The organism is Pseudomonas sp. AM14(2022) (assembly GCF_036346455.1).
Classification (GTDB): domain Bacteria; phylum Pseudomonadota; class Gammaproteobacteria; order Pseudomonadales; family Pseudomonadaceae; genus Aquipseudomonas; species Aquipseudomonas putida_A.
Map to the genome: position 1 here is coordinate 84,460 of NZ_JAOTNY010000009.1, position 22,491 is coordinate 106,950.

General features: G+C 60.5%; 19 protein-coding genes. 14 read left to right on the forward strand and 5 right to left on the reverse strand.

Annotated elements, in window-relative coordinates; translation table 11 throughout:
* Nucleotides 1-101: 101 nt before the first annotated feature.
* The 3 genes from dnaQ (at nucleotide 102) to V3W27_RS18610 (ending at nucleotide 4,010) form a co-directional block, all read left to right on the forward strand.
* Nucleotides 102-860, forward strand: a complete 759-nt coding sequence (gene dnaQ, locus V3W27_RS18600; protein ID WP_330207232.1) for a DNA polymerase III subunit epsilon — start codon at nucleotides 102-104, stop codon at nucleotides 858-860.
* Between the two features lie 244 nt (nucleotides 861-1,104).
* A complete protein-coding gene (locus tag V3W27_RS18605) occupies nucleotides 1,105-3,381 on the forward strand; it encodes an arginine/lysine/ornithine decarboxylase (RefSeq protein ID WP_330207233.1) in 2,277 nt (758 codons plus the stop codon).
* 14 nt (nucleotides 3,382-3,395) lie between these two features.
* Nucleotides 3,396-4,010 carry a GNAT family N-acetyltransferase gene (locus V3W27_RS18610; protein WP_041067268.1) on the forward strand — a complete coding sequence of 205 codons (615 nt, stop codon included), beginning with the start codon at nucleotides 3,396-3,398 and terminating at the stop codon, nucleotides 4,008-4,010.
* Here V3W27_RS18610 and V3W27_RS18615 read toward each other — a convergent pair.
* Together V3W27_RS18615 and V3W27_RS18620 are read right to left on the reverse strand one after the other, a co-directional pair.
* Nucleotides 3,976-4,869, reverse strand: coding sequence for a LysR substrate-binding domain-containing protein (locus V3W27_RS18615; RefSeq protein ID WP_330207234.1), 894 nt, complete (start codon nucleotides 4,867-4,869; stop codon nucleotides 3,976-3,978). The two genes, V3W27_RS18610 and V3W27_RS18615, sit on opposite strands and share 35 nt — an antisense overlap.
* Before the next feature lie 85 nt (nucleotides 4,870-4,954).
* Nucleotides 4,955-5,185, reverse strand: a complete 231-nt coding sequence (locus V3W27_RS18620; RefSeq protein WP_007965845.1) for a hypothetical protein — start codon at nucleotides 5,183-5,185, stop codon at nucleotides 4,955-4,957.
* Between the two features lie 183 nt (nucleotides 5,186-5,368).
* Between V3W27_RS18620 and V3W27_RS18625 the strand changes: the two genes are divergently transcribed.
* Both V3W27_RS18625 and V3W27_RS18630 read left to right on the forward strand, forming a co-directional pair.
* Complete coding sequence (locus V3W27_RS18625) at nucleotides 5,369-5,926, forward strand: NADPH-dependent FMN reductase (RefSeq protein WP_027613142.1); 558 nt, start codon at nucleotides 5,369-5,371, stop codon at nucleotides 5,924-5,926.
* Nucleotides 5,927-6,086: 160 nt separating this feature from the next.
* Complete coding sequence (locus V3W27_RS18630) at nucleotides 6,087-7,370, forward strand: arsenic transporter (RefSeq protein ID WP_027613141.1); 1,284 nt, start codon at nucleotides 6,087-6,089, stop codon at nucleotides 7,368-7,370.
* A 103-nt stretch (nucleotides 7,371-7,473) separates the two neighbouring features.
* Here V3W27_RS18630 and V3W27_RS18635 read toward each other — a convergent pair whose 3' ends face one another.
* The gene (locus tag V3W27_RS18635; protein ID WP_330207235.1) at nucleotides 7,474-8,424 is read right to left on the reverse strand and encodes a DUF1853 family protein; all 951 of its coding nucleotides are present in this window, start codon (nucleotides 8,422-8,424) and stop codon (nucleotides 7,474-7,476) included.
* A 115-nt stretch (nucleotides 8,425-8,539) separates the two neighbouring features.
* Between V3W27_RS18635 and V3W27_RS18640 the strand changes: the two genes are divergently transcribed.
* The 6 genes from V3W27_RS18640 to pepN are packed head-to-tail and all read left to right on the forward strand — an operon-like array spanning nucleotide 8,540 to nucleotide 15,056.
* Nucleotides 8,540-9,430 carry an NAD(+) kinase gene (locus tag V3W27_RS18640; RefSeq protein WP_003224174.1) on the forward strand — a complete coding sequence of 297 codons (891 nt, stop codon included), beginning with the start codon at nucleotides 8,540-8,542 and terminating at the stop codon, nucleotides 9,428-9,430.
* On the forward strand, nucleotides 9,427-10,401 hold the full coding sequence (locus V3W27_RS18645) for a metallophosphoesterase (protein ID WP_371917819.1): 975 nt from the start codon (nucleotides 9,427-9,429) through the stop codon (nucleotides 10,399-10,401). Before V3W27_RS18640 ends, V3W27_RS18645 begins: the two co-directional genes overlap by 4 nt.
* Nucleotides 10,398-11,267 carry a rhomboid family intramembrane serine protease gene (locus tag V3W27_RS18650; RefSeq protein ID WP_135295536.1) on the forward strand — a complete coding sequence of 290 codons (870 nt, stop codon included), beginning with the start codon at nucleotides 10,398-10,400 and terminating at the stop codon, nucleotides 11,265-11,267. Before V3W27_RS18645 ends, V3W27_RS18650 begins: the two co-directional genes overlap by 4 nt.
* A gap of 33 nt (nucleotides 11,268-11,300) precedes the next feature.
* Nucleotides 11,301-11,561, forward strand: a complete 261-nt coding sequence (locus V3W27_RS18655) for a YeaC family protein (RefSeq protein ID WP_003224178.1) — start codon at nucleotides 11,301-11,303, stop codon at nucleotides 11,559-11,561.
* The gene (locus V3W27_RS18660; RefSeq protein WP_330207236.1) at nucleotides 11,558-12,388 is read left to right on the forward strand and encodes a DUF2797 domain-containing protein; all 831 of its coding nucleotides are present in this window, start codon (nucleotides 11,558-11,560) and stop codon (nucleotides 12,386-12,388) included. Before V3W27_RS18655 ends, V3W27_RS18660 begins: the two co-directional genes overlap by 4 nt.
* Before the next feature lie 10 nt (nucleotides 12,389-12,398).
* Nucleotides 12,399-15,056, forward strand: coding sequence for an aminopeptidase N (gene pepN, locus V3W27_RS18665; protein ID WP_330207237.1), 2,658 nt, complete (start codon nucleotides 12,399-12,401; stop codon nucleotides 15,054-15,056).
* 118 nt (nucleotides 15,057-15,174) lie between these two features.
* On the opposite strand, the gene katG is transcribed toward pepN, so the two are convergent.
* Nucleotides 15,175-17,445, reverse strand: coding sequence for a catalase/peroxidase HPI (katG, locus tag V3W27_RS18670; protein ID WP_247268498.1), 2,271 nt, complete (start codon nucleotides 17,443-17,445; stop codon nucleotides 15,175-15,177).
* A gap of 359 nt (nucleotides 17,446-17,804) precedes the next feature.
* Between katG and V3W27_RS18675 the strand changes: the two genes are divergently transcribed.
* Nucleotides 17,805-18,239: a hypothetical protein gene (locus tag V3W27_RS18675; protein ID WP_330207238.1), complete on the forward strand. Its 435-nt coding sequence runs from the start codon at nucleotides 17,805-17,807 to the stop codon at nucleotides 18,237-18,239.
* Nucleotides 18,240-18,281: 42 nt separating this feature from the next.
* On the opposite strand, the gene V3W27_RS18680 is transcribed toward V3W27_RS18675, so the two are convergent.
* Nucleotides 18,282-20,513 (reverse strand): LTA synthase family protein, encoded by a 2,232-nt coding sequence (locus tag V3W27_RS18680; RefSeq protein WP_330207239.1) that lies wholly within the window; start codon nucleotides 20,511-20,513, stop codon nucleotides 18,282-18,284.
* Between the two features lie 309 nt (nucleotides 20,514-20,822).
* On the opposite strand from V3W27_RS18680, the gene V3W27_RS18685 reads away from it, so the two are divergent.
* Together V3W27_RS18685 and V3W27_RS18690 are read left to right on the forward strand one after the other, a co-directional pair.
* Nucleotides 20,823-21,839, forward strand: a complete 1,017-nt coding sequence (locus V3W27_RS18685) for an ABC transporter substrate-binding protein (protein WP_330207240.1) — start codon at nucleotides 20,823-20,825, stop codon at nucleotides 21,837-21,839.
* A 127-nt stretch (nucleotides 21,840-21,966) separates the two neighbouring features.
* Nucleotides 21,967-22,461, forward strand: a complete 495-nt coding sequence (locus V3W27_RS18690) for a hypothetical protein (RefSeq protein ID WP_330207241.1) — start codon at nucleotides 21,967-21,969, stop codon at nucleotides 22,459-22,461.
* Nucleotides 22,462-22,491: the final 30 nt, after the last annotated feature.

Sequence of the window (22,491 nt, forward strand, 5' to 3'; positions counted from 1 at the left end):
CTTGCTCGCGAATGGAGCGACGCGGTCTGACTGAAACACCCCCACCGAGCGTGTTAACATCGCCGCTTTTGCACGATTGCCCCGTTGAGAACTGAACACTGATGGCCACCAGATCCGTTGTACTCGATACCGAAACCACCGGCATGCCGGTGACCGATGGTCACCGGATCATTGAAATCGGCTGTGTCGAACTGATCGGTCGGCGCCTGACGGGCCGGCACTTTCACGTCTACCTGCAACCGGATCGCGAGAGTGACGAAGGCGCGATCGGCGTTCACGGCATCACCAACGAATTCCTCGTCGGCAAACCGCGCTTCGCCGAAGTGGCCGACGAGTTCTTCGAGTTCATCAACGGCGCGCAACTGATCATCCATAACGCGGCGTTCGACGTTGGCTTCATCAACAACGAATTTGCCTTGATGGGTCAGCACGATCGCGCTGACATCACGCAGCACTGCACCATCCTCGACACCCTGATGATGGCCCGGGAACGTCACCCGGGGCAGCGCAACAGCCTCGACGCCTTGTGCAAACGTTATGGCGTCGACAACTCTGGCCGTGAACTGCACGGCGCCTTGCTCGACTCGGAGATTCTCGCCGACGTCTACCTGACCATGACCGGTGGCCAGACCAGCCTGTCGCTGGCCGGCAACGCTTCCGACGGCAATGGCACGGGCGAGGGCGCGGACAACTCCGCCACCGAAATCCGTCGTCTGCCGGCGAGTCGTCAGCCTGCGCGGATCATTCGGGCGACGGAAGAGGAACTGGCGGCGCATATGGCGCGGCTGGAAATCATCGCCAAGTCGGCGGGCGCTCCGGCGCTGTGGACGCAGATTGCCGAGGCTGATGCTCAAGCTTGATCCCCTCTGTGGCGAGGGAGCTTGCTCCCGCTTGGCTGCGAAGCAGTCATAAAACCTGAATGCACTATTGATGCTGAACGAATACTGGGGGCCGCTTCGCGCCCCAGCGGGAGCAAGCTCCCTCGCCACAAAAGCCGAGTCAGGCTGAATGAAGCCAACTGGCCACCCTCGCCACTTTCGCTGCAACCCTCTACCCTGAGTGCATTGGCAGACTTTGATCCGCCGCCTCGGGACACTGAGCCTCATGTACAAAGATTTGAAGTTTCCGGTGTTGATCGTCCACCGCGACATCAAGGCCGACACGGTCGCCGGTGACCGTATCCGTGGCATCGCCCGGGAGTTGGAGCAGGAAGGTTTCAATATCGTTTCGGCCATCGACTACACCGAAGGGCGGTTGGTGGCCTCCACCCATCATGGTCTGGCGTGCATGCTGATCGCTGCCGAAGACGCCAGCACCCACTCGCATCTACTCCAAAACATGGCTGAACTGATCGGTCTGGCGCGAGTGCGGGCGCCGGATCTGCCGATCTTCGCGCTGGGCGAACAGGTCACCCTGGAAAACGCCCCGGCTGATGCCATGGCCGAACTCAATCAACTGCGCGGCATTCTCTATCTGTTCGAAGACACCGTGCCGTTTCTGGCCCGGCAAGTGGCGCGGGCGGCGCGCAAATATCTGGATGGTCTGTTGCCGCCGTTTTTCAAAGCGCTGGTGCAGCACACCGCCGATTCCAACTATTCCTGGCACACCCCCGGGCATGGCGGTGGCGTGGCCTATCACAAGAGTCCGGTGGGGCAGGCGTTTCATCAGTTCTTTGGCGAAAACACCCTGCGTTCGGACTTGTCGGTATCGGTGCCGGAACTCGGTTCGCTGCTCGATCACACCGGCCCGCTGGCTGAGGCCGAAGAACGCGCGGCGCGCAACTTCGGTGCCGATCACACGTTTTTCGTGATCAATGGCACCTCGACCGCCAACAAGATCGTCTGGCACTCGATGGTCGGTCGGGATGATCTGGTGCTGGTCGATCGCAACTGCCACAAGTCGGTGCTGCACGCGATCATCATGACCGGCGCGATCCCGCTGTACCTTTGCCCCGAGCGTAATGAACTGGGGATCATCGGCCCGATTCCGCTGAGCGAATTCAGTCGCGAATCGATTCAGGCGAAGATCGACGCCAGCCCGCTGACCAAGGGCCGGGCGCCGAAAGTCAAACTGGCGGTGGTGACCAATTCGACCTACGACGGCCTGTGCTACAACGCCGAGCTGATCAAGCAGAGCCTGGGCAATAGCGTGGAAGTGCTGCATTTCGATGAGGCGTGGTACGCCTACGCGGCGTTTCACGAGTTCTTCGCCGGGCGTTATGGCATGGCCACCTCGCGCACCGAAGACAGCCCGCTGGTGTTCACCACTCATTCCACGCACAAGCTGCTCGCCGCGTTCAGCCAGGCCTCGATGATTCATGTGCAGGACGGCGGAGCGCGGCAACTGGACCGTGACCGTTTCAACGAAGCGTTCATGATGCACATCTCAACCTCGCCGCAGTACAGCATCATCGCTTCGCTGGATGTGGCCTCGGCCATGATGGAAGGCCCGGCCGGGCGTTCGCTGTTGCAGGAAACCTTCGATGAAGCGCTGAGTTTTCGCCGGGCGCTGGCCAATCTGCGCCAGCACATTGCGGCGGACGACTGGTGGTTCTCGATCTGGCAGCCGCCCGGCGTCGAAGGCATCGACCGGGTGCAGACTGAAGACTGGCTGCTGCAGCCGGACGCCGACTGGCACGGCTTCGGCGAAGTCAGTGACGACTATGTGCTGCTCGACCCGATCAAAGTGACCCTGGTCATGCCCGGGTTGAATGCCGGTGGCGCGCTGAGCGAGAAGGGCATCCCGGCAGCGGTGGTCAGCAAGTTTCTCTGGGAGCGCGGGCTGGTGGTGGAGAAGACCGGGCTGTATTCGTTCCTGGTGCTGTTCTCGATGGGCATCACCAAAGGCAAGTGGAGCACGCTGCTCACCGAGTTGCTGGAGTTCAAGCGCAGTTACGACGCCAACATCAGTCTCGCGACCTGCCTGCCGTGCGTGGCGCAGCAAGACACCGCGCGCTATCGCGGCATGGGCCTGCGCTATCGCGGCATGGGCCTGCGCGATCTGTGCGATCAACTGCACGCCTGTTACCGCAGCAACGCCACCGCCAAACATCTGAAACGCATGTACACGGTGCTGCCGGAAATCGCAATGAAGCCGGCCCATGCCTATGATCATCTGGTGCGCGGCGAAGTCGAGGCGGTGCCGATCGATGAGCTGGAAGGAAGGATCGCGGCGGTGATGCTGGTGCCGTATCCACCGGGAATTCCGTTGATCATGCCGGGGGAGCGCTTTACCGAGGCAACCCGCTCGATCATTGACTACCTGAAGTTTGCCCGCACGTTCGACAGCAGCTTCCCCGGTTTTGTCGCTGATGTGCATGGACTGCAACATGAAGACGAGGGCAATGGACGGCAGTACACCGTCGATTGCGTCAAGGAATGAGGACCTTTCCGAGTATGCAACCGGTCATGAATCCGAAATACCCAGGGCTGTCGGTGCGCGTCGCCGACGATGGTTTCGCGGCGTACATCTGGGGCAGCGACTTCAGTTTCGAGGTCGCCGCGTACGGTGCCGCCGTCATTGGCCAACCGGTCGAGCGCTGGGCGGTGACGCCGATCGTGCCGTACCGCAAGTGCTATGGCATCGACCCTGAAGAGTTCAGCAGCTATCGCGATGCTGCCGACAGCGCGATTTTCATGGCGTATCTCGATGATGAGCCGGTCGGTCATCTGGTGATCAGCACCAACTGGAACGGCTTTGCCCATATCGATGAGCTGGCGGTACACGCACCGGCGCGCCGGCATGGTGTGGCCAAGGCGTTGCTGGATGTCGCGCAGTTCTGGAGTCGCAAGAAAAAACTGCCGGGGATCATGCTCGAAACCCAGAACAACAACCTCGGCGCCTGTCGTTTGTATGAGCGTTGTGGCTACGAGATTGGCGGTATCGACCATCTACGTTATCGCGGGATTGATCCGAACACCGCGGAAATTGCGCTGTTCTGGTACCGGCTGTTCGATAACCCGCTGGAAAACCCGCTCAGCTCGCCAGCATCGCCTCGGCTTGTTCCGTGATGATCGTCAGCAGGGTCTGAACCGCTGTCGGCGTGGCGCTGTGTCGGTAGGTCAGGGCATACAGGCTGATCGGCACCGCCGGTGACAACGGGCAGACATCCAGTCCGCTCGTCCGCGCGCCGAGGGCGGTGAATGGGTCGACGATGGCCAGGCCTTCGCCGGCCTCGACCATGCTGCGCATCATCTGATGAGTTTGCACTCGGGTCTGGATGCTCGGTGCCGGGCGCAGGGCCTGGAGTTTGTTCTCCAGCGCCGGGCTCAACGGGTCGTGGCCTTCGAGGCCGACCATTGCCTGGCCAGCGAGATCCTGCAGGGAAATGTATTTCTGCTTCGGTTGCAGCCAGCCGTGGGGCGCGAGCAGTTGCAGCTTGCCGTGGGCCAATGGCTGGCAGTGGATGTCGGGGTGTTCCGGATCGTGCAGGCTCAGGCCCAGATCGCTTTCGCGCAGCAGCAGGCTGCGGACGATGTCGCAGGTCGGAGAGCTGAGCAAGCGGCAAGGAGCGTCGGGCAAGCGTCGGCGCAGCAGCGCGATACTTTGCGGCAACAGCTGTTGCGCCAGCGGCGGGGTGCCGATGATGCGCAGGGGCGGGGCGAGGTATTGCTTGAGGCTGCTGGCCAAGCGCTGCACCGGTTCCAGTGCCTCATAGACATGAGCGATCTCGACTTGCAGCGCCCGCGCTTCGGGCGTCGATTGCAATCGACCGCGTACGCTGGCGAACAGCATGAACCCCAACTCGCTCTCGGCTTCGCGCAAACGCTCTTCGACCTCGGTCACCGGGAGCTGCAGCCATTCGGCGGCGGTGCCCAGGTGACCGGTCTGCAAGAGCGCCTGAATCACTTCGATATGACGTAAACGCATGCGTGAAGTCCATGTTCAGCAGGTGGGGTCAGTGGCTGAATCCTACCCCAAGTCTGCGCATATGACTTCTGCTCATAACGGCCAGTTATGACGCGACGGTCGTCTCAGGCTCGCGGGTCAGGGTGATACCTGACTGAACCAGGAGAAACTCGGTGTCACTGACTTTGTTGACGCGATCGCCAATGGCCAGTTTGTAAATCGGCTCCGAGCCAGTGGAACCGTCTGCCGACGGGGTGGATTCCTGGAACTCATGCACGGAATAAACGCGGCCTTCCGCATCTCTTGCATGGAACTGACCGACGAGTACTGCTGCCATCTGCTTAGAACCTCTGGAGATAAAACGCTTGATTTGCGGCTTGGTAGACCGTCATCAAGCCCTGTAAGTTTTCCTACAGGAAAAAAATAATCAGCGCGCAGGAATTTCCCTTGCTCGCTGGTGAAACTGTCATCGAATCATCTATAACTACTGGCTCTTCCCACCGACAGTCGAGAGTCTTCCATGAGCAATGTCTACAACGTCGCTGTAGTCGTCGGCAGCCTGCGCAAAGCATCGATCAACCGCAAAGTCGCGCTGGCGCTGGCCGAGCTGGCACCGGCGAACCTCAAACTGAAGATTGTCGAGATTGGCGACCTGCCACTCTATAACGAAGACATCGACGGCGATTCACCGCCGGCAGCCTACAGCACTTTCCGCCAGGAAGTCGGTTCTTCCGACGCGGTGCTGTTCGTCACCCCGGAATATAACCGCTCGGTGCCGGCGCCTTTGAAGAATGCGATTGACGTGGGTTCGCGGCCGTATGGCAAAGCCGTCTGGAGCGGCAAACCGGGTGCGGTGATCAGCGTGTCGCCGGGGGCGATTGGCGGTTTTGGTGCCAACCAGCATTTGCGCCAGTCCTTCGTGTTTCTCGATGTGCCGTGCATGCAGCAGCCGGAAGCGTATCTGGGTGGCGCGGGTTCGGCGTTTGACGAGGCGGGCAAGTTGAGCGAGTCGGTGAAACCGTTCCTGCAGAATTTCATCAATGCGTATGGGAAATTTGTGGAACAACACAAAAAATAATCTGGTCAGAGCTGCGATAAAACAGAGATCCTGTGGGAGCGGGCTTGCTCGGGAAGGCGGTGTGTCAGACACAAAGTTGTCATCTGACACACCGCCTTCCCGAGCAAGCCCGCTCCCACATTTGGATCTCCACTCATTGAATAATTGAAGGCTGTCGCGAATGCTCGCTGCGTCACTGATTTTCCTGCTGACCATCACCCTTGTCATCTGGCAACCCAAAGGCCTCGGGGTCGGCTGGAGCGCGACGCTCGGTGCCGTGCTGGCGCTGATCTTCGGCGTCGTGCACTTGAGCGACATCCCGCTGGTGTGGCAGATCATCTGGAACGCCACCGGCACCTTCGTCGCACTGATCATCATCAGCCTGTTGCTCGACGAAGCCGGGTTCTTCGCCTGGGCCGCGCTGCACGTGGCGCGCTGGGGGCGGGGCAGTGGGCGCAAGCTGTTTGCCTTCATGGTGCTGCTCGGCGCGCTGGTATCGGCGTTGTTCGCCAATGACGGCGCGGCGCTGATCCTCACGCCGATCGTGATTTCGATGCTGCTGGCGCTGCGCTTTTCCCCGGCGGCGACCCTGGCGTTCGTCATGGGCGCCGGCTTCATCGCCGACACCGCGAGCCTGCCGCTGGTGGTGTCGAACCTGGTCAACATCGTTTCGGCGGACTTCTTTCACATCGGCTTCAACCGCTATGCGGCGGTGATGGTGCCGGTCAACTTCGTCAGCGTGGCCGCGACGCTCGGCGTGCTGATGTGGTTTTTCCGCCGCGACATTCCCAAGGCTTACGACCCCGAACAGCTCGAACAGCCGCACACGGCGATCCACGACAAGGCCACGTTCTATGCCGGCTGGGTGGTGCTGGTGATCCTGTTGATCGGCTGCTTCTTCCTCGAACAGATGGGCATCCCGATCAGCGCGATCTCGGCGGTCTGCGCGGCGCTGCTGCTGGGGATCGCCGCCCGAGGCCACAAGATTTCCACGCGCAAGGTGCTGAAAGAAGCGCCGTGGCAGATCGTGATTTTCTCCCTCGGCATGTATCTGGTGGTGTATGGCCTGCGCAATGCCGGGCTGACCGGGTATCTCGCTGGCTGGCTGGATGTGTTCGCCGGGTACGGCGTATGGGGTGCGGCGCTGGGCACCGGGGTGCTGACGGCGTTGTTGTCATCGATCATGAACAACTTGCCGACAGTGCTGATCGGCTTGTTGTCGATCGATGCCAGTCAGGCCAGCGGTGTGATCAAGGAAGCGATGATCTATGCCAACGTGATCGGCAGCGACCTGGGGCCGAAAATCACCCCGATCGGCAGTCTGGCGACCTTGCTCTGGCTGCATGTGCTGGCGCGCAAGGATATCCGGATTGGTTGGGGCTATTACTTCAAGGTCGGGATTGTGCTGACGGTGCCGGTGTTGTTGATTACCTTGGCGGCTTTGGCATTGCGGTTATCCCTTTAGACCGAGTTGCCCCAATCGCGAGCAGGCTCACTCCTACCTTGGAATGCGTTCCCCTGTAGGAGTGAGCCTGCTCGCGATAGGGCCGGTTAAGGCACTACAACTCTCACACCTGCCCCGGCACATTCGGCCAAAGATCCGCCACCAGAAACAACCGCTCCGCCTCTTCCCATTCGCCCTGCGCATTCTCGGTCAGGCGCACCAGCAGTTGCGCCGGGGCCATCGGTTCCAGGTCGTCCAGCCACATCTGCAGATGTTCAGCACTCCAGGTCTGATCCGCCGGGTAGTGTGCCGGCGCCAGCCACGCATGGCGGGGCAGGGGTTGCCAGCGCCCGGCCGGACGTTGAGCGACGAACGCCGGCCAATCCTTCTGATGCAGCCAGCTCCCGCGCAAATGTTGCGGATGCGCGCCGCTCGGTGAGGCAGACGTGCCGGGCCACGGGTATAACAGGTATCCGCCCAGCCACAGCTGCGCACTGAACACCTCGATATCCAGCTTCGCCAGCACCTCGCGACTTTCCGGGCGCGCCGAGATCGGCAGTTGATGTTCGGCCAGATGCGCCAGTTTGCGGTCCAGTCGATCGTGACAGCCCGGCCCCAGCCACTGCGCCGGGTCGTGGCCGTCGCCATTCTGCGGGCCGAGATAGAGCTTGATCGCCAGTTCCAGGTGATGCACACCGTCGCGGTCGCGCAGCAGCATGTCCAGTTCACCGAGGGTGTGGCCTTCGCGGCGGATCGGCAGGTTGGCGGCAATCAGTTCGATGCCCGGCGCATGCTCCACGGCAAACTGCCACAACCGTTCGTAATACAGGCCCAGCCGCCGGGTACGCGCCTGCGACAGCCAGTGCAGCAAACCATAACTGTCACGATCAAGTTGCCGCAGCCAGTGCTCCAGGCGCTGCGGATCACTGACCCAGTCGCTGCCGGCCAGCGGATGGCGCTGCGGCCACGGCGTCGCGGCCAGCATCGGCGGCGCGAGAATCACCCACGCCAGATCACGCACTTCGGGATGGCGTAATTGGTGTGGCAACTGAAGCAGGTCGGGAAACAGGATCATCTTGCGAGCATAGCCTGAAACACGCGCGCACCCTTGAGGCTGAAAGGATTTTGTCTATGGCGGGCTTTCGCCCATAATCGTGTTTTTCGCGTTTTCGATTGTCCGCAGAGGTCCCATGGAGCAATTTCGTAATATCGGCATCATCGGTCGCCTGGGCAGTTCCCAGGTGCTGGATACCGTCCGCCGACTGAAACGCTTTCTGCTCGATCGTCACCTGCACGTGATTCTCGAAGACACCATCGCCGAAGTCCTGCCGGGCCACGGCCTGCAGACCTCGTCACGCAAGATGCTCGGCGAAGTCTGCGACATGGTCATCGTCGTCGGCGGTGACGGCAGCCTGCTCGGCGCCGCGCGGGCGCTGGCCAAGCACAATATTCCGGTACTCGGGATCAATCGGGGCAGCCTCGGTTTTCTCACCGACATTCGCCCCGATGAGCTGGAAGTCGAAGTGGCCAAGGTGCTCGACGGCCACTATCTGGTAGAAAACCGTTTCCTGCTGCAAGCCGAAGTCCGCCGCCACGCCGAGGCCATCGGCCAGGGCGATGCGCTGAACGATGTGGTGCTGCACCCGGGCAAATCGACGCGGATGATCGAGTTCGAGCTGTACATCGACGGCCAGTTCGTCTGCAGCCAGAAGGCCGACGGCCTGATCGTCGCCACCCCGACCGGTTCCACCGCGTACGCGTTGTCCGCTGGCGGGCCGATCATGCATCCCAAGCTCGATGCCATTGTGATCGTGCCGATGTACCCCCATATGTTGTCGAGTCGGCCAATTGTGGTCGATGGCAACAGTGAGCTGAAAATCGTCGTGTCGAAAAACATGCAGATCTACCCGCAAGTCTCTTGCGACGGGCAGAACCACTTCACCTGCGCGCCGGGCGACACCATCACCGTCAGCAAGAAAGCCCAGAAGCTGCGGCTGATTCACCCGCTCGACCACAACTACTACGAAGTCTGCCGGACCAAGCTCGGCTGGGGCAGCAAGTTGGGTGGTGGAGGCGACTGATGCTCGATCCCGCGCGCAGTTATGACTTGATTGGTGACGTGCACGGATGCGCCCTGACCCTCGAACACTTGCTTGACCGACTCGGTTATCACAAGCAGGGCGGGGTCTGGCGGCATCCATCGCGCATGGCCGTGTTCGTCGGCGACATCATCGACCGTGGCCCGCGAATCCGCGAGGCGCTGCACATCGTCCACGACATGGTCGAGGCCGGGCAGGCGCTGTGCATCATGGGCAATCACGAATTCAACGCACTGGGCTGGAGCACGCCGGCGCTGCCGGGCAGCGGCAAGCAGTTCGTCCGAGAGCACACGCCGCGCCATGCACGCCTGCTGCAGGAAACCCTGACCCAGTTCGAAGACCATCCGGGCGACTGGCATGACTTCCTCAACTGGTTCTACGAGCTGCCGCTGGTGGTTGATGCCGGGCGCTTCCGTGTGGTGCACGCCTGTTGGGATGCCAGCCTGATCGAACCATTGCGCGGGCTGTTTCCCGATGCGCGCATCGACGAGCATTTTCTCCAGGCCTCGGCCGTGCCCGGCAGTTTCGCCTGCACCGTGTTCGACCGCTTGCTGCGCGGCACCGACATGCGCCTGCCGGATGGCTTGACCATGACCAGCGGCGACGGTCTGGTGCGCTCGTTCTTCCGCACCAAATTCTGGGAAGACGACCCGAAAACCTACGGCGACATCGTCTTCCAGCCGGATGCATTGCCGGAGCCGGTGGCGCAGAAGCCGCTGACCTCCAGCGAAAAAAACAATCTGCTGCGCTATGGCATCGACGAGCCGTTGCTGTTCGTCGGCCACTACTGGCGCAGCGGCAAACCGGCGCCGATCCGCCCGAACCTCGCGTGCCTCGATTACAGCGCGGTGCTCTACGGCAAACTGGTGGCCTATCGTCTGGATCAGGAAACACGTCTGGATCCGCATAAATTTGTCTGGGTCGATGTCGAGCGGCCGGAGGTGCTGCAATGAGTGCGGTAGCGGTATTGCGTCTGCCGTTGGCGGTGGACCTGAGCGGTTTCGTCAAGCTGCTGCAACGGATGCAGGTGCCGCATCGAGTCAGCGAAGAGGCGGGCGAGCAGGTGCTGTGGGCGCCTTCGGAAATCAGCGAGGACGTGCGTTCGCTGTACGAGCGCTTCCCGGCCGGCGATCCCGATCAGCAACTGGACATCCCGCTGGCGCCGACTTTCAAGCGTCCGAGCTTCGCCGAGCAACTCAAACACGCCAAGGCCACCGGGTTGATCCTGCTGCTGAGCCTGCTGGTCGGTGGCCTGACCTATCTGGGCGACAACCTCGAGACCATTCGCTGGCTGACCTTCCTCGACTTCCGCGTGGTCGGCGAGTACATCCAGTTCACGCCGCTGGCCGACAGCCTGGCGGCGGGGCAGTGGTGGCGCCTGTTCACGCCGATGCTGCTGCACTTCGGCATCCTGCACCTGGCCATGAACGGCATGTGGTACTGGGAACTGGGGCGGCGCATCGAGTCACGTCAGGGCAGCATCAACCTGCTCGGTCTGACCCTGCTGTTCAGCCTGGTGTCGAACTACGCGCAGTTTGCCTGGAGCGGCCCGAGCCTGTTTGGCGGCTTGTCCGGCGTGCTCTACGGTTTGCTCGGCCATTGCTGGATTTTCCAGTTGCTGGCGCCGAACCCGGCGTATCGCCTGCCGCGAGGCGTGCTGGTGATGATGCTGGTGTGGCTGGTGATTTGCATGTCCGGACTGGTCTCGATGATCGGTTTCGGCCAGATCGCCAACGCCGCGCACGTCAGCGGGTTACTCATCGGATGCTTCACCGGTTTGTTGGGCGGTTTGTATAACCGCCGTAAACTGGCCGCCTGAAATTTTAAGTGAATAAAGAGCACGGAGACCCTGATGTCCTCTTTTAACGACATGATCAAAAACATCACCCCGGACATCTACGAGAGCCTGAAACTGGCCGTGGAAATCGGCAAGTGGTCCGACGGTGGCAAACTCACCGCCGAACAGCGCGAGCTGTCGCTGCAGGCGATGATCGCCTGGGAAATCCAGAACCTGCCTGAAGATCAGCGCACCGGTTACATGGGCCCGCAGGAATGTGCGTCGAAGTCGATCGAAGTACCGAACATCCTGTTCAAGTCGGATGCCATCCATTGATCGAGATTGGCCGCGGTGCAATCAGCAAAATGTCGGCGCGCCTGAACGGGCCGAATGTGCAATACGCGTTTCGTCTGGATGACGTCGAGGTGCCGGTCAATCCCATGATCGGCACCACGGTGCGTCTGGAGTACCTGGGGGCGATTCATTGCACCCATTGCGGGCGCAAGACCAAAACCAGTTTCAGTCAGGGTTACTGCTATCCGTGCATGACCAAACTGGCGCAGTGCGATCTGTGCATCATGAGCCCGGAGCGTTGTCACTTCGAGGCCGGCACCTGCCGGGAGCCGGAGTGGGGTCAGAAGTTCTGCATGACTGATCATGTGGTGTATCTGGCCAACTCGTCGGGGATCAAGGTCGGTATTACTCGCGCCACGCAGTTGCCGATCCGCTGGCTCGATCAGGGCGCAAGTCAGGCGCTGCCGATCATGCGCGTATCGACGCGCCAGCAGTCGGGCTTCGTCGAAGACCTGTTCCGCAGTCAGGTGGCCGACAAGACCAACTGGCGCGCCTTGCTCAAGGGCGATGCGGCGGCGGTGGATCTGGCGCAAGTGCGCGATCAACTGTTTGAAAGCTGCGCCGAGGGCTTGCAAGGCCTGCAGCAGCGATTCGGCCTACAAGCAATTCAGACGATTGCCGATGTAGAACCTCTCGAAATCCGCTATCCGGTCGAGCAATACCCGGCCAAAATCGTCAGCTTCAACCTGGACAAGAACCCGATTGCCGAAGGCACGCTGCTGGGGATCAAGGGGCAGTACCTGATTTTTGACACCGGCGTGATCAACATTCGTAAATACACGGCGTATCAGCTCGCCGTGCATCAATAAGGATTCCAGCATGCGCACCGAACAACCGAAGATGATTTACCTGAAGGACTATCAGGCGCCCGAGTACCTGATCGACGAGACGCACCTGACCTTCGAGCTGTTCGAGGACCACAGCCTGGTCCACGCGCAACTGGTGATGCGCCGCAACCCGGAGCGTGGCCCGGGCCTGCCGCCGCTGGTGCTCGACGGCCAGCAACTGGAACTGCTGTCGGTAACCCTGGCCGACCAGGAACTGAGCGTCGGCGATTATCAGCTGAGCGAAAATACCCTGACCCTGCAGCCGGCCAGCGCCAGCTTCACCGTCGACACCAGCGTCCGGATTCACCCGGAAACCAATACCGCGCTGGAAGGCCTGTACAAGTCCGGCACGATGTTCTGTACCCAGTGCGAGGCCGAAGGCTTCCGCAAGATCACCTATTACCTCGACCGCCCGGACGTGATGAGCAAGTTCACCACCACAGTGGTCGCCGAGCAGCACAGCTATCCGGTGCTGCTGTCCAACGGCAACCCGATTGCCTCTGGCCCTGGCGAAGACGGCCGACACTGGGCGACCTGGGAAGACCCGTTCATGAAACCGGCGTACCTGTTCGCGCTGGTGGCCGGTGATTTGTGGTGTGTCGAAGACACCTTCACCACCATGACCAATCGCAATGTCGCGCTGCGCATCTACGTCGAGCCGGAAAACATCGACAAGTGCCAGCACGCGATGAACAGCCTGAAGAAGTCGATGCGTTGGGACGAAGAGGTCTACGGTCGCGAGTACGATCTTGACATCTTCATGATCGTTGCCGTCAACGACTTCAACATGGGCGCGATGGAGAACAAGGGCCTCAACATCTTCAACTCCAGCGCCGTGCTGGCCCGCGCCGAAACCGCCACCGACGCCGCGCACCAGCGGGTCGAGGCGATCGTCGCCCACGAATACTTCCACAACTGGTCGGGCAACCGCGTGACCTGCCGCGACTGGTTTCAGCTGTCGCTCAAGGAAGGCTTCACCGTGTTCCGCGACGCCGGTTTCTCCTCGGAGATGAACTCGGCCACGGTCAAGCGCATCCAGGACGTGGCGTACCTGCGTACCCACCAGTTCGCCGAAGATGCCGGCCCGATGGCCCACGCGGTGCGCCCGGACAGCTTCATCGAGATTTCCAACTTCTACACCCTGACCGTGTACGAGAAAGGCTCGGAAGTGGTCGGCATGATTCACACCCTGCTGGGCGCCGAAGGCTTCCGCAAGGGCAGTGACCTGTACTTCGAACGCCATGATGGCCAGGCCGTGACCTGCGACGACTTCGTCAAGGCCATGGAAGATGCCAACGGTGTCGACCTGACCCAGTTCAAACGCTGGTACAGCCAGGCCGGGACGCCGCGTCTGGCGGTCAGCGAGTCCTACGACGCCGCGGCGAAAACCTACAGCCTGACCTTCCGCCAGAGCTGCCCGGAAACTCCGGACAAGGTGGAAAAACTGCCGTTCGTGATCCCGGTTGAACTCGGCCTGCTCGACAGCAAAGGCCACGAGATCGCGCTGCGTCTGGCCGGTGAAGCATTGGCGCAAGGCACCACCCGCGTGATCTCGGTGACCGAGGCTGAGCAGACCTTCACCTTCGTCGACATCGCTGAACAGCCGCTGCCGTCGTTGCTGCGTGGTTTCTCGGCACCGGTGAAACTGAGCTTCCCGTACAACCGCGACCAGTTGATGTTCCTGATGCAGCACGACAGCGACGGCTTCAACCGCTGGGATGCCGGTCAGCAGCTGTCGGTGCAGATCCTGCAGGAGCTGATCGCCCAGCAGCAGAAGGGCGAGAGCCTGGTGCTCGATCCGCGTCTGATCTCGGCGCTGAAAACCGTGCTGTCTGACGAGTCGCTGGATCAGGCCATGGTCGCCGAAATGCTTTCGCTGCCGAGCGAAGCGTATCTGACCGAAATCAGCGAAGTGGCGGATGTCGAGGCGATCCACACCGCTCGCGAGTTTGCCCGCAAGCAACTGGCGGACAACCTGTTCGAAGCGCTGTGGCTGCGTTATCAGGCCAACCGCGATTTGTCGAAGCAGACACCGTATGTGGCCGAGGCCGAGCACTTTGCCCGTCGCGCGCTGCAGAACATTGCGCTGTCGTACCTGATGCTCAGCGGCAAGCCCGAAGTGCTGGCCGCTACGCAGGAACAGTTCGAAAACAGCGACAACATGACCGAGCGCCTCACCGCGTTGGCGGTGCTGGTCAACTCGCCGTTCGAAGAACAGAAGGCCAAAGCGCTGGCGACTTTCGCCGAGCATTTCAAGGACAACCCGCTGGTCATGGATCAGTGGTTCAGCGTGCAGGCCGGCAGCACACTGCCGGGCGGTTTGGCGCGGGTCAAGGCCCTGATGCAGCACCCGGCGTTCAACATCAAGAACCCGAACAAGGTGCGTGCGCTGGTCGGTGCGTTTGCCGGGCAGAACCTGATCAACTTCCATGCCGCCGACGGTTCGGGCTACCGCTTCCTTGCGGATCTGGTGATCGAACTAAACGGCTTCAACCCGCAGATTGCTTCGCGCCAACTGGCGCCGCTGACCCGCTGGCGTAAATACGACAGCGCCCGTCAGGCGTTGATGAAGGCGGAGCTGGAGCGGATTCTGGCTTCCGGTCAGCTGTCCAGCGATGTATATGAAGTGGTGAGCAAAAGCCTGGCGTAACGCATAACGAAATGTGGGAGCGGGCTTGCTCGCGAACGCGGTGTGTCAGACACGGAGATGTCGACTGGTATACCGCATTCGCGAGCAAGCCCGCTCCCACAGGTTTTTGCGTTTTCCGTTATTTCAGGTCGAATCGATCCAGCTCCATCACCTTGGCCCACGCCGCCACGAAGTCTTTGACGAACTGTTCCTTCGCGTCAGAACTCGCATACACCTCGGCCAGCGCGCGCAGGATCGCGTTGGAACCAAACACCAGATCAACCCGCGTCGCCGTCCACTTCACGCTACCGGTTTTACGGTCGCGTCCTTCGAACTCGTCCGCCGCTGCCGACGTCGGTTTCCACTCCACACCCATGTCCAGCAGGTTGGTGAAGAAGTCGTTGCTCAGGGTTTCCGTGCGCGAGGTGAACACGCCATGCCGGCTTTGCCCGACGTTGGCCCCCAGCACACGCAGACCACCGACCAGCACAGTCATTTCCGGAGCGGAGAGGGTGAGCAGTTGCGCCTTGTCGATCAGCAGCGCTTCGGCCGACACGGTGTATTTGCCCTTGCTGTAGTTACGGAAACCGTCGGCAATCGGTTCGAGGAAACCAAACGACTCGACGTCGGTTTGCTCCTGAGTCGCGTCGGTGCGTCCTGGATTGAACGGCACAGAAACCGAGTGCCCGGCGTTTTTCGCCGCTTGCTCGACCCCGGCGTTACCCGCCAGCACGATTAGATCCGCCAGCGAGACTTTCTTGCCGGATGAGCCGGCGTTGAACTCGTTCTGAATGCCCTCAAGGGTCTTCAGCACCTTGTCCAGTTGCTCCGGCTGGTTGGCCTGCCAGAATTTCTGCGGGGCCAGACGCAGACGTCCGCCGTTGGCGCCCCCCCGTTTGTCCGAACCACGGAATGTCGATGCCGCGGCCCAGGCGGTAGACACCAGTTGCGACACCGACAGGCCGGAAGCCAGCACTTTGCTTTTCAGCGCTGCCGCATCGTTGCTGTCGATCAGTGGGTGAGTGGCATCGGGAATCGGGTCCTGCCACAGCAGTTCTTCGTTCGGCAGTTCCGGGCCGAGGTAGCGCGACAACGGGCCCATGTCTCGGTGGATCAGTTTGTACCAGGCGCGGGCGAAGGCGTCGGCCAATTGATCAGGATTGGCCAGGAAACGACGGGCGATCGGCTCGTAGATCGGGTCGAAACGCAGCGCCAGGTCGGAAGTGAGCATGGTCGGCGAGAGCTTTTTGCTCGGATCGTGCGCATGGGGAACGGTGCCAGCCCCGGCGCCGTTTTTTGGTTTCCACTGATGCGCACCGGCCGGGCTTTTGAACAGTTCCCACTCGAAACCGAACAGGTTTTCCAGGTAATTGTTGCTCCACTGAGTCGGGGTCGTGGTCCAGGTGACTTCGAGGCCACTGGTGATGGTGTCGGCGCCTTTGCCGGTGCCGAATGCGTTGCGCCAGCCGAGGCCCTGTTCTTCCAGGCCGGCCGCTTCCGGCTCAGGTCCGACATTGTCGGCCGGGCCGGCGCCGTGGGTCTTGCCGAAGGCGTGACCGCCAGCGATCAGGGCCACGGTTTCTTCATCGTTCATGGCCATGCGGCCGAAGGTTTCGCGGATATCGCGGCCCGAAGCCACCGGATCCGGGTTGCCCTCGGGGCCTTCCGGGTTCACGTAAATCAGGCCCATCTGCACCGCTGCGAGCGGGTTTTCCAGATTGCGTTCGCCCTGATCGGTGCGGCTTTGCTCTTTGCCGTGCAAGTCCGGTTCGGCCACCAGCGTACCGTCACCGGGCTCTTGCATGGCCGATTTGTCTTTGCCGTAGCGACTGTCGCCGCCAAGCCATTCGCGCTCCGAACCCCAATACACGTCTTCGTCCGGTTCCCACACATCGGGACGTCCACCGGAGAAGCCGAAGGTCTTAAAGCCCATGGATTCCAGTGCAACGTTGCCAGTGAGCACGATCAGGTCGGCCCAGGAAATATTGCGGCCGTATTTCTGTTTGATTGGCCACAGCAGGCGCCGCGCTTTGTCGAGGCTGACGTTGTCCGGCCAGCTGTTGAGCGGAGCGAAACGCTGTTGCCCGGAGCCGGCGCCACCACGGCCATCGGCGGTGCGATAGGTGCCGGCGCTGTGCCAGGCCATGCGGATGAACAGCGGGCCGTAGTGGCCGAAGTCGGCTGGCCACCAGTCCTGCGAGTCGGTCATCAGCGCACGCAGGTCTTGTTTCAGGGCCTGGAAGTCCAGGCTCTGGAAGGCTTTGGCGTAGTCGAAGTCCTTGCCCAGCGGATCGGACTTGGGCGAGTGCTGGCTGAGGATCTTCAGGTTCAGTTGATTCGGCCACCAGTCACGGTTCGTCGTACCACCACCGGCGGCGTGGTTGAACGGGCATTTCGATTCGTTTGCCATGTTCGAGTCCTTATCAGGTCTTGTGCGGCCGGCTCGTGCCGGCTTCGGACTAGTAAGGCTAGACCCGACTTGGGCAGTCAGCTAATAGGCCGACTATTGGGGCGTGATAGGCGCAGTCTTTCGAGACCCTGGTAACGCGGATCTATTCCATAGCTGCCTGATACTTTGCCGAAAACTGGTTTGATAGCGCCGTTAATGATTTTAAATATTGAACTTTTTATTTCGAATTGGGCTAGCGGCCTGTCAGATATGACAGTAGCGCTCGAAGTAATGGCGCATTAGCTTTGTCAGCGGAAGCAACGGTCTCAAGATTTTTGAGAGCCATTCATCACGATAAAACTATTTTGGAATGCATTCGGATGAACAAATCAATTAATACAAAGGAGCAACTTGATGCGCTGTTGCAGGAGGTTGGTCGCGTCTCCGACGGTGTTTTCAATGCATCTGTTGGTAAAAGACCGTTCGTGTCTGCGACGAAGGGGAACGCGGTACTCTATGTAGCAAGAAACGACTTTTTCATTATTGGAGTTGACGACAATGAACGAGGTCATGTTGCTTTCTGCGTTCCACGGAGCCTGGTCGGAGACGGCCCTCATGATGTGGAGTGCTACAAGGGTGACTTGAGTTGGACCGCTGATGACAATGGCAATTACCAGCTTATTAAGTCAGGGCGGGCAAGGGTGACGTTTTTACGAAGAGAAGGATTTCCATACGCTGTTTCAGGTGATATCGATTTTGATTTTTCTGATGAGGGGAAAATAACAGGTAAATTTGAAATTAAGCTCCGTGAGTAAACGTAAAGGGACGGATCCAGCCAATCCGTCCCTTCCCTGATTTCAACTCGATTGCACAGTCTCATCATCCGGCAACGCATCCAACGGATCTTCCTGCCCCGGCAATTCAGTAATCACACTGAAATCCGTGACCTCGACCGCACCCAATCCATAACCCAGCAAGTGAAACGAAAAGGCCTTGCGTTGCTGCGGGTTGTCGAAGCTGAAATCCATCTCCAGCGGCTGATCGGCCGTGGCGACCATCTCGGTCGGCAGGCCCAGTTGCACGTCCTGTTCGAACTCCTTGGCCTTGAGCTGAATGTACGCCGCCTGCTGCGGGTCCACCGAGCGCACGGTCAGGCGCACACGAGTGTGCGAACCCTTGGGCATTTCCAGGTATTGCGCACCGATCAGGTTATCGGCCCAGTCATCCTTGATCTGCGCCTGTAGCGGGATGACGTTGTTGCTGCCGAACTGGTAACGCTGATTGAGCGGGGTGCGCAGCAGCGACAGGTCCAGCGCCATGGCCCGCGCGGCAATCTGCCGGGCCTGCTGGCTGCTTTCATTGCCCTTGAAGGTGGCCCGCTCGGCAATGAACCCGGCGCTTTCGTAGTAACGGCAGCGGCGCGGCATGTCGCACTCGGAAAAGATCCCCTGGCCATTGTGGTAGCGCAGTTTGCCGTTGGTGTAGGACATGATTTCGCGTCCGCTGTCGTAGTCGCGGAACAGCGAACGGCCGCTCAGCGCCGACGGCACCGGCAGATCGAAATAGTCGAGGATCGATGCGCTCAGATCGACATGACCGTAGACCCCGGCATTCAGTCGCGGCAGTTGCTCGTGTTCCGGTGCCAGAGTCAGGTTGAAACCCCAGGACGACGCCAGACGCACGCCATCAATGCCGTGGGATTCGTCCGAGGTGATCACCACCAGCGTGTCTTTCAGTACGCCCTGGCGTTCGAGACCGCTGAGAAACTGCTCCAGCGCATCATCGAGATAACCGACGGCAGCCTGTTTCGGCGTCTCGTAGCGCGCCAGATAGTCTTCCGGTGCGGAGTAGGGCTGGTGCGTGCCGACGGTCAACAGAGTGAGCATCCACGGTTGCTTCTGCTTCTTCAGTTGGCCGACGTAATCCAGCGCGCCTTCGAAGAACGCCCTGTCATCCTTGCCCCACGGAAACTCCAGATAGTTGGCGTTGCTGAACCATTCCAGACCATGGGTCGCATCGAAACCGATGTGCGGCATGATCTTGTCTTTGGCCATGAAACGCAGACCGGCGCCTTGCAGGTAGTGAGTGCTGAAGCCGTTCTGCCGCAGTTGCGCCGGCAGGCAGGCCTGATTGCGCTCCTGCTGGGTGAGCATTTCCACGCCTTTGGGCGTGCCGTTGTTGAGCTTGTCGTAATCGCCACAGAGCATGGCGTACAGGCCACGAATGGTCTGGTGCGTATGCAGCACGTAATCCGGGGTGTTCATGCCGCGCTCGGCCCAGCGGCTGAGATTGGGCATCAGATCTTCCTGATAGCGGCTGCCGATGGCCTCGCGATTGGCGCGGATGTAAGCGCCGGGAATGCCTTCCAGGGCGATGATCAGCACATTGCGCGCCTGACCCGGTGCGGCCAGCAGCTTGTGGCCATTGAGATCCAGATCGGTCAGCCCGGCCATCTGTGGCGCGGCGGGTTCGACGTCACCGTCCAGCCATTCCTCGGCCTGCAACTGCAGCTCGGCGACTTGCGAGGCGAGCAACTGATGCGGCAGGTTGTACACGCGCCACGGGTCTTCATCGTTCGGCCACTGGTTTTGCACGCCCCAGTGCGCGGCGAACAGCAGCGCCGGTGCGGCCCACACGGCACGGGGCAGAGCAGCAGCGGGTTGCGCGCGATTGGCGAAACGCGTCAGCAACCAGAGCAGCAGCGCCAGCAACAGGGCCACGCTCAGCGCCGGATGGGCAAAGCCGCCACCGGTGGAGTTCTCCACGAACTGCGGGTCAATCAGGTAATGCAGGTCGGATGGGTTCGGCAACCGGCCGACAGCGCTGACGAGCTCCGCCGTCGCCAGCGCCAGCAATCCCCAGAACAGCAACAACGGCAACGCCAGCCACCACGCACGACGATGCAGCACCAGCACCAGCAAACTGCCAATTGCCAGGTCGGACAAATAGCCCAGCAACGACGACCAGCCCAACGCCGCGCGCAGGCACACCGGTACAATCAGCACCAGCAGAATCAGGGAAAACAGGCGGGCATGCGGCTGCCGCAACCAACGCAATAAAACGCTCACAAACAAAGACCTTCCAGCCATCAAACCGTCATAAAAGTGTGCGCGATGATACCAAGGGTGGGCTGTCTGATCGCCCTTTTAAACTACCGGCTGATCCGCTCTCGCAGGCACGGCGCAGGGCTTGAGGCCTTGACTGGCGTCGGTGTCAGCCCAATGGCGGCTGACGCACAGCGTGTAACCGATGGCAGATTTATTGTTTCAGGCTGTTTAAATCAGCGCGCGACGCCAAACCCGAGCGTGCTATTGATATTCGATAACGGTATTTAATTTCTGTTTTTTATAGCGATAGAGTTCGGCCTTTCAGCCAATCCACCCAGCTGCGAGGTTGTCATGGCCATACCGTTCAAACGTTCTGCGCTGACTCTGTTGGCCGCATCCCTGGCAGGCAGTCTGCTGTTCAGCGCCGGCGTCCAAGCCGAAGGCAAGATCAGCATCGCCCAGCAATTCGGCATCGGTTATCTGATTCTCGATGTGGTCCGTGATCAGCAACTGATCGAAAAACATGGCAAGGCGCAGGGGCTGGAGATCAAGGTCGACTGGAACAGCATCTCCGGCGCCACTGCGATGAACGAAGCGCTGCTGACCGGCGCGCTGGACGTGGTCTCCGCCGGGGTGCCGCCGATGCTCACCGTGTGGGATCGCACCCGTGGCAAACAGAACGTCAAGGCGATTGCCTCGCTCGGCTCGATGCCCAATTACCTGCTGACCAACAACCCGAACATCAAGACCCTGAAGGATTTCAGCGACAAGGATCGCATCGCCGTGCCGGCGGCGGGCGTGGGGTTCCAGTCGCGGACCCTGCAGATCGAAACGGCCAGGGAATTCGGCAATGATCAGTACAAGAAATTTGATGACATCTCGGTCAGCCTGCCGCACCCGGACGCCACGGCGGCGCTGATTGCCGGCGGTTCGGAAATCAACTCGCACTTCTCCAGCCCGCCGTTCCAGTATCAGGCGTTGCAAAACCCCAATGTGCACAAAGTGCTGAGTTCCTACGACGTGCTCGGCGGTCAGGCCACGTTCAACGTGCTCTACACCACGGAAAAATTCCACGACGAAAATCCCAGGACCTACAAGGCGTTCTACGACGCGTTGGCCGAAGCGGAAAAAATCATCAAGGCCGACAAACCCGCCGCCGCCCAGGCGTACATCCGCGTCGAACAGTCGAAGCTGCCGCTGGCGCTGGTCGAACAGATCGTCAAAGACCCGGAAATCGACTTCACGGTGGTGCCGCAGCGCACGTTTATCTATGCCGAGAAATTGCAGGAACTGGGCGTGCTGAAGAACAAGGCCGGCAGCTGGAAGGATTACTTCTTTGAAGAGGCGCATGGCGGCGCGGGGAGCTGATAACGGCTCGCCAAAGCGTTGAAACCTGTGGCTGTTTCTGGACAGCCTGATGGCCACTCAGTAGCATTCGAGCCCAACGGATTTTCCCTTCGCACGTCGTCCGACGTGGAGTTCTCAAGGAATCGACATGCGCGACACCCCCAATGGCAAACAACGAACGGTCGTGACCTTGGTCAACGGCGAGATTCATCACGAAACCCAGATCAGTTTCAACTCGGTGTCGGTCGTCAATGGCGAAGTGCGGGTGCATACCGCTGAAGGTAATCAGATAAATGTCCAGGTACCGGGGGCGGATTTCTCATTGCGCTTTGATCTGGATGGAGTGCAGCAGATTCCAGTGGCGCAGCAGGTACCGGTTGAAACGGTGCCCGTCGATGACGGCCTGAAGTTGTTCACCTCGAAATCCGTGCTGATCACGCTTGGGCTGTGGTTCTTCGTCGGTTCGATTTTCGGTTGGCCGGGATTTTTCGTTGCAGCCGGATATTTCGGCTATCACTGGCGTCAGGTGTTGAAGCGCAAACAGCAATTGGCGGCGGCGCCCGTGGAGAAAACTGCGGCGGCATCGCGCTCGGGGATGTCGAGAGAAAGCGTGCGCAATGCACTGGCCCGCAAGCGCGGCTGACATGCGCGATAAAAAAGGGGCGACCTGATC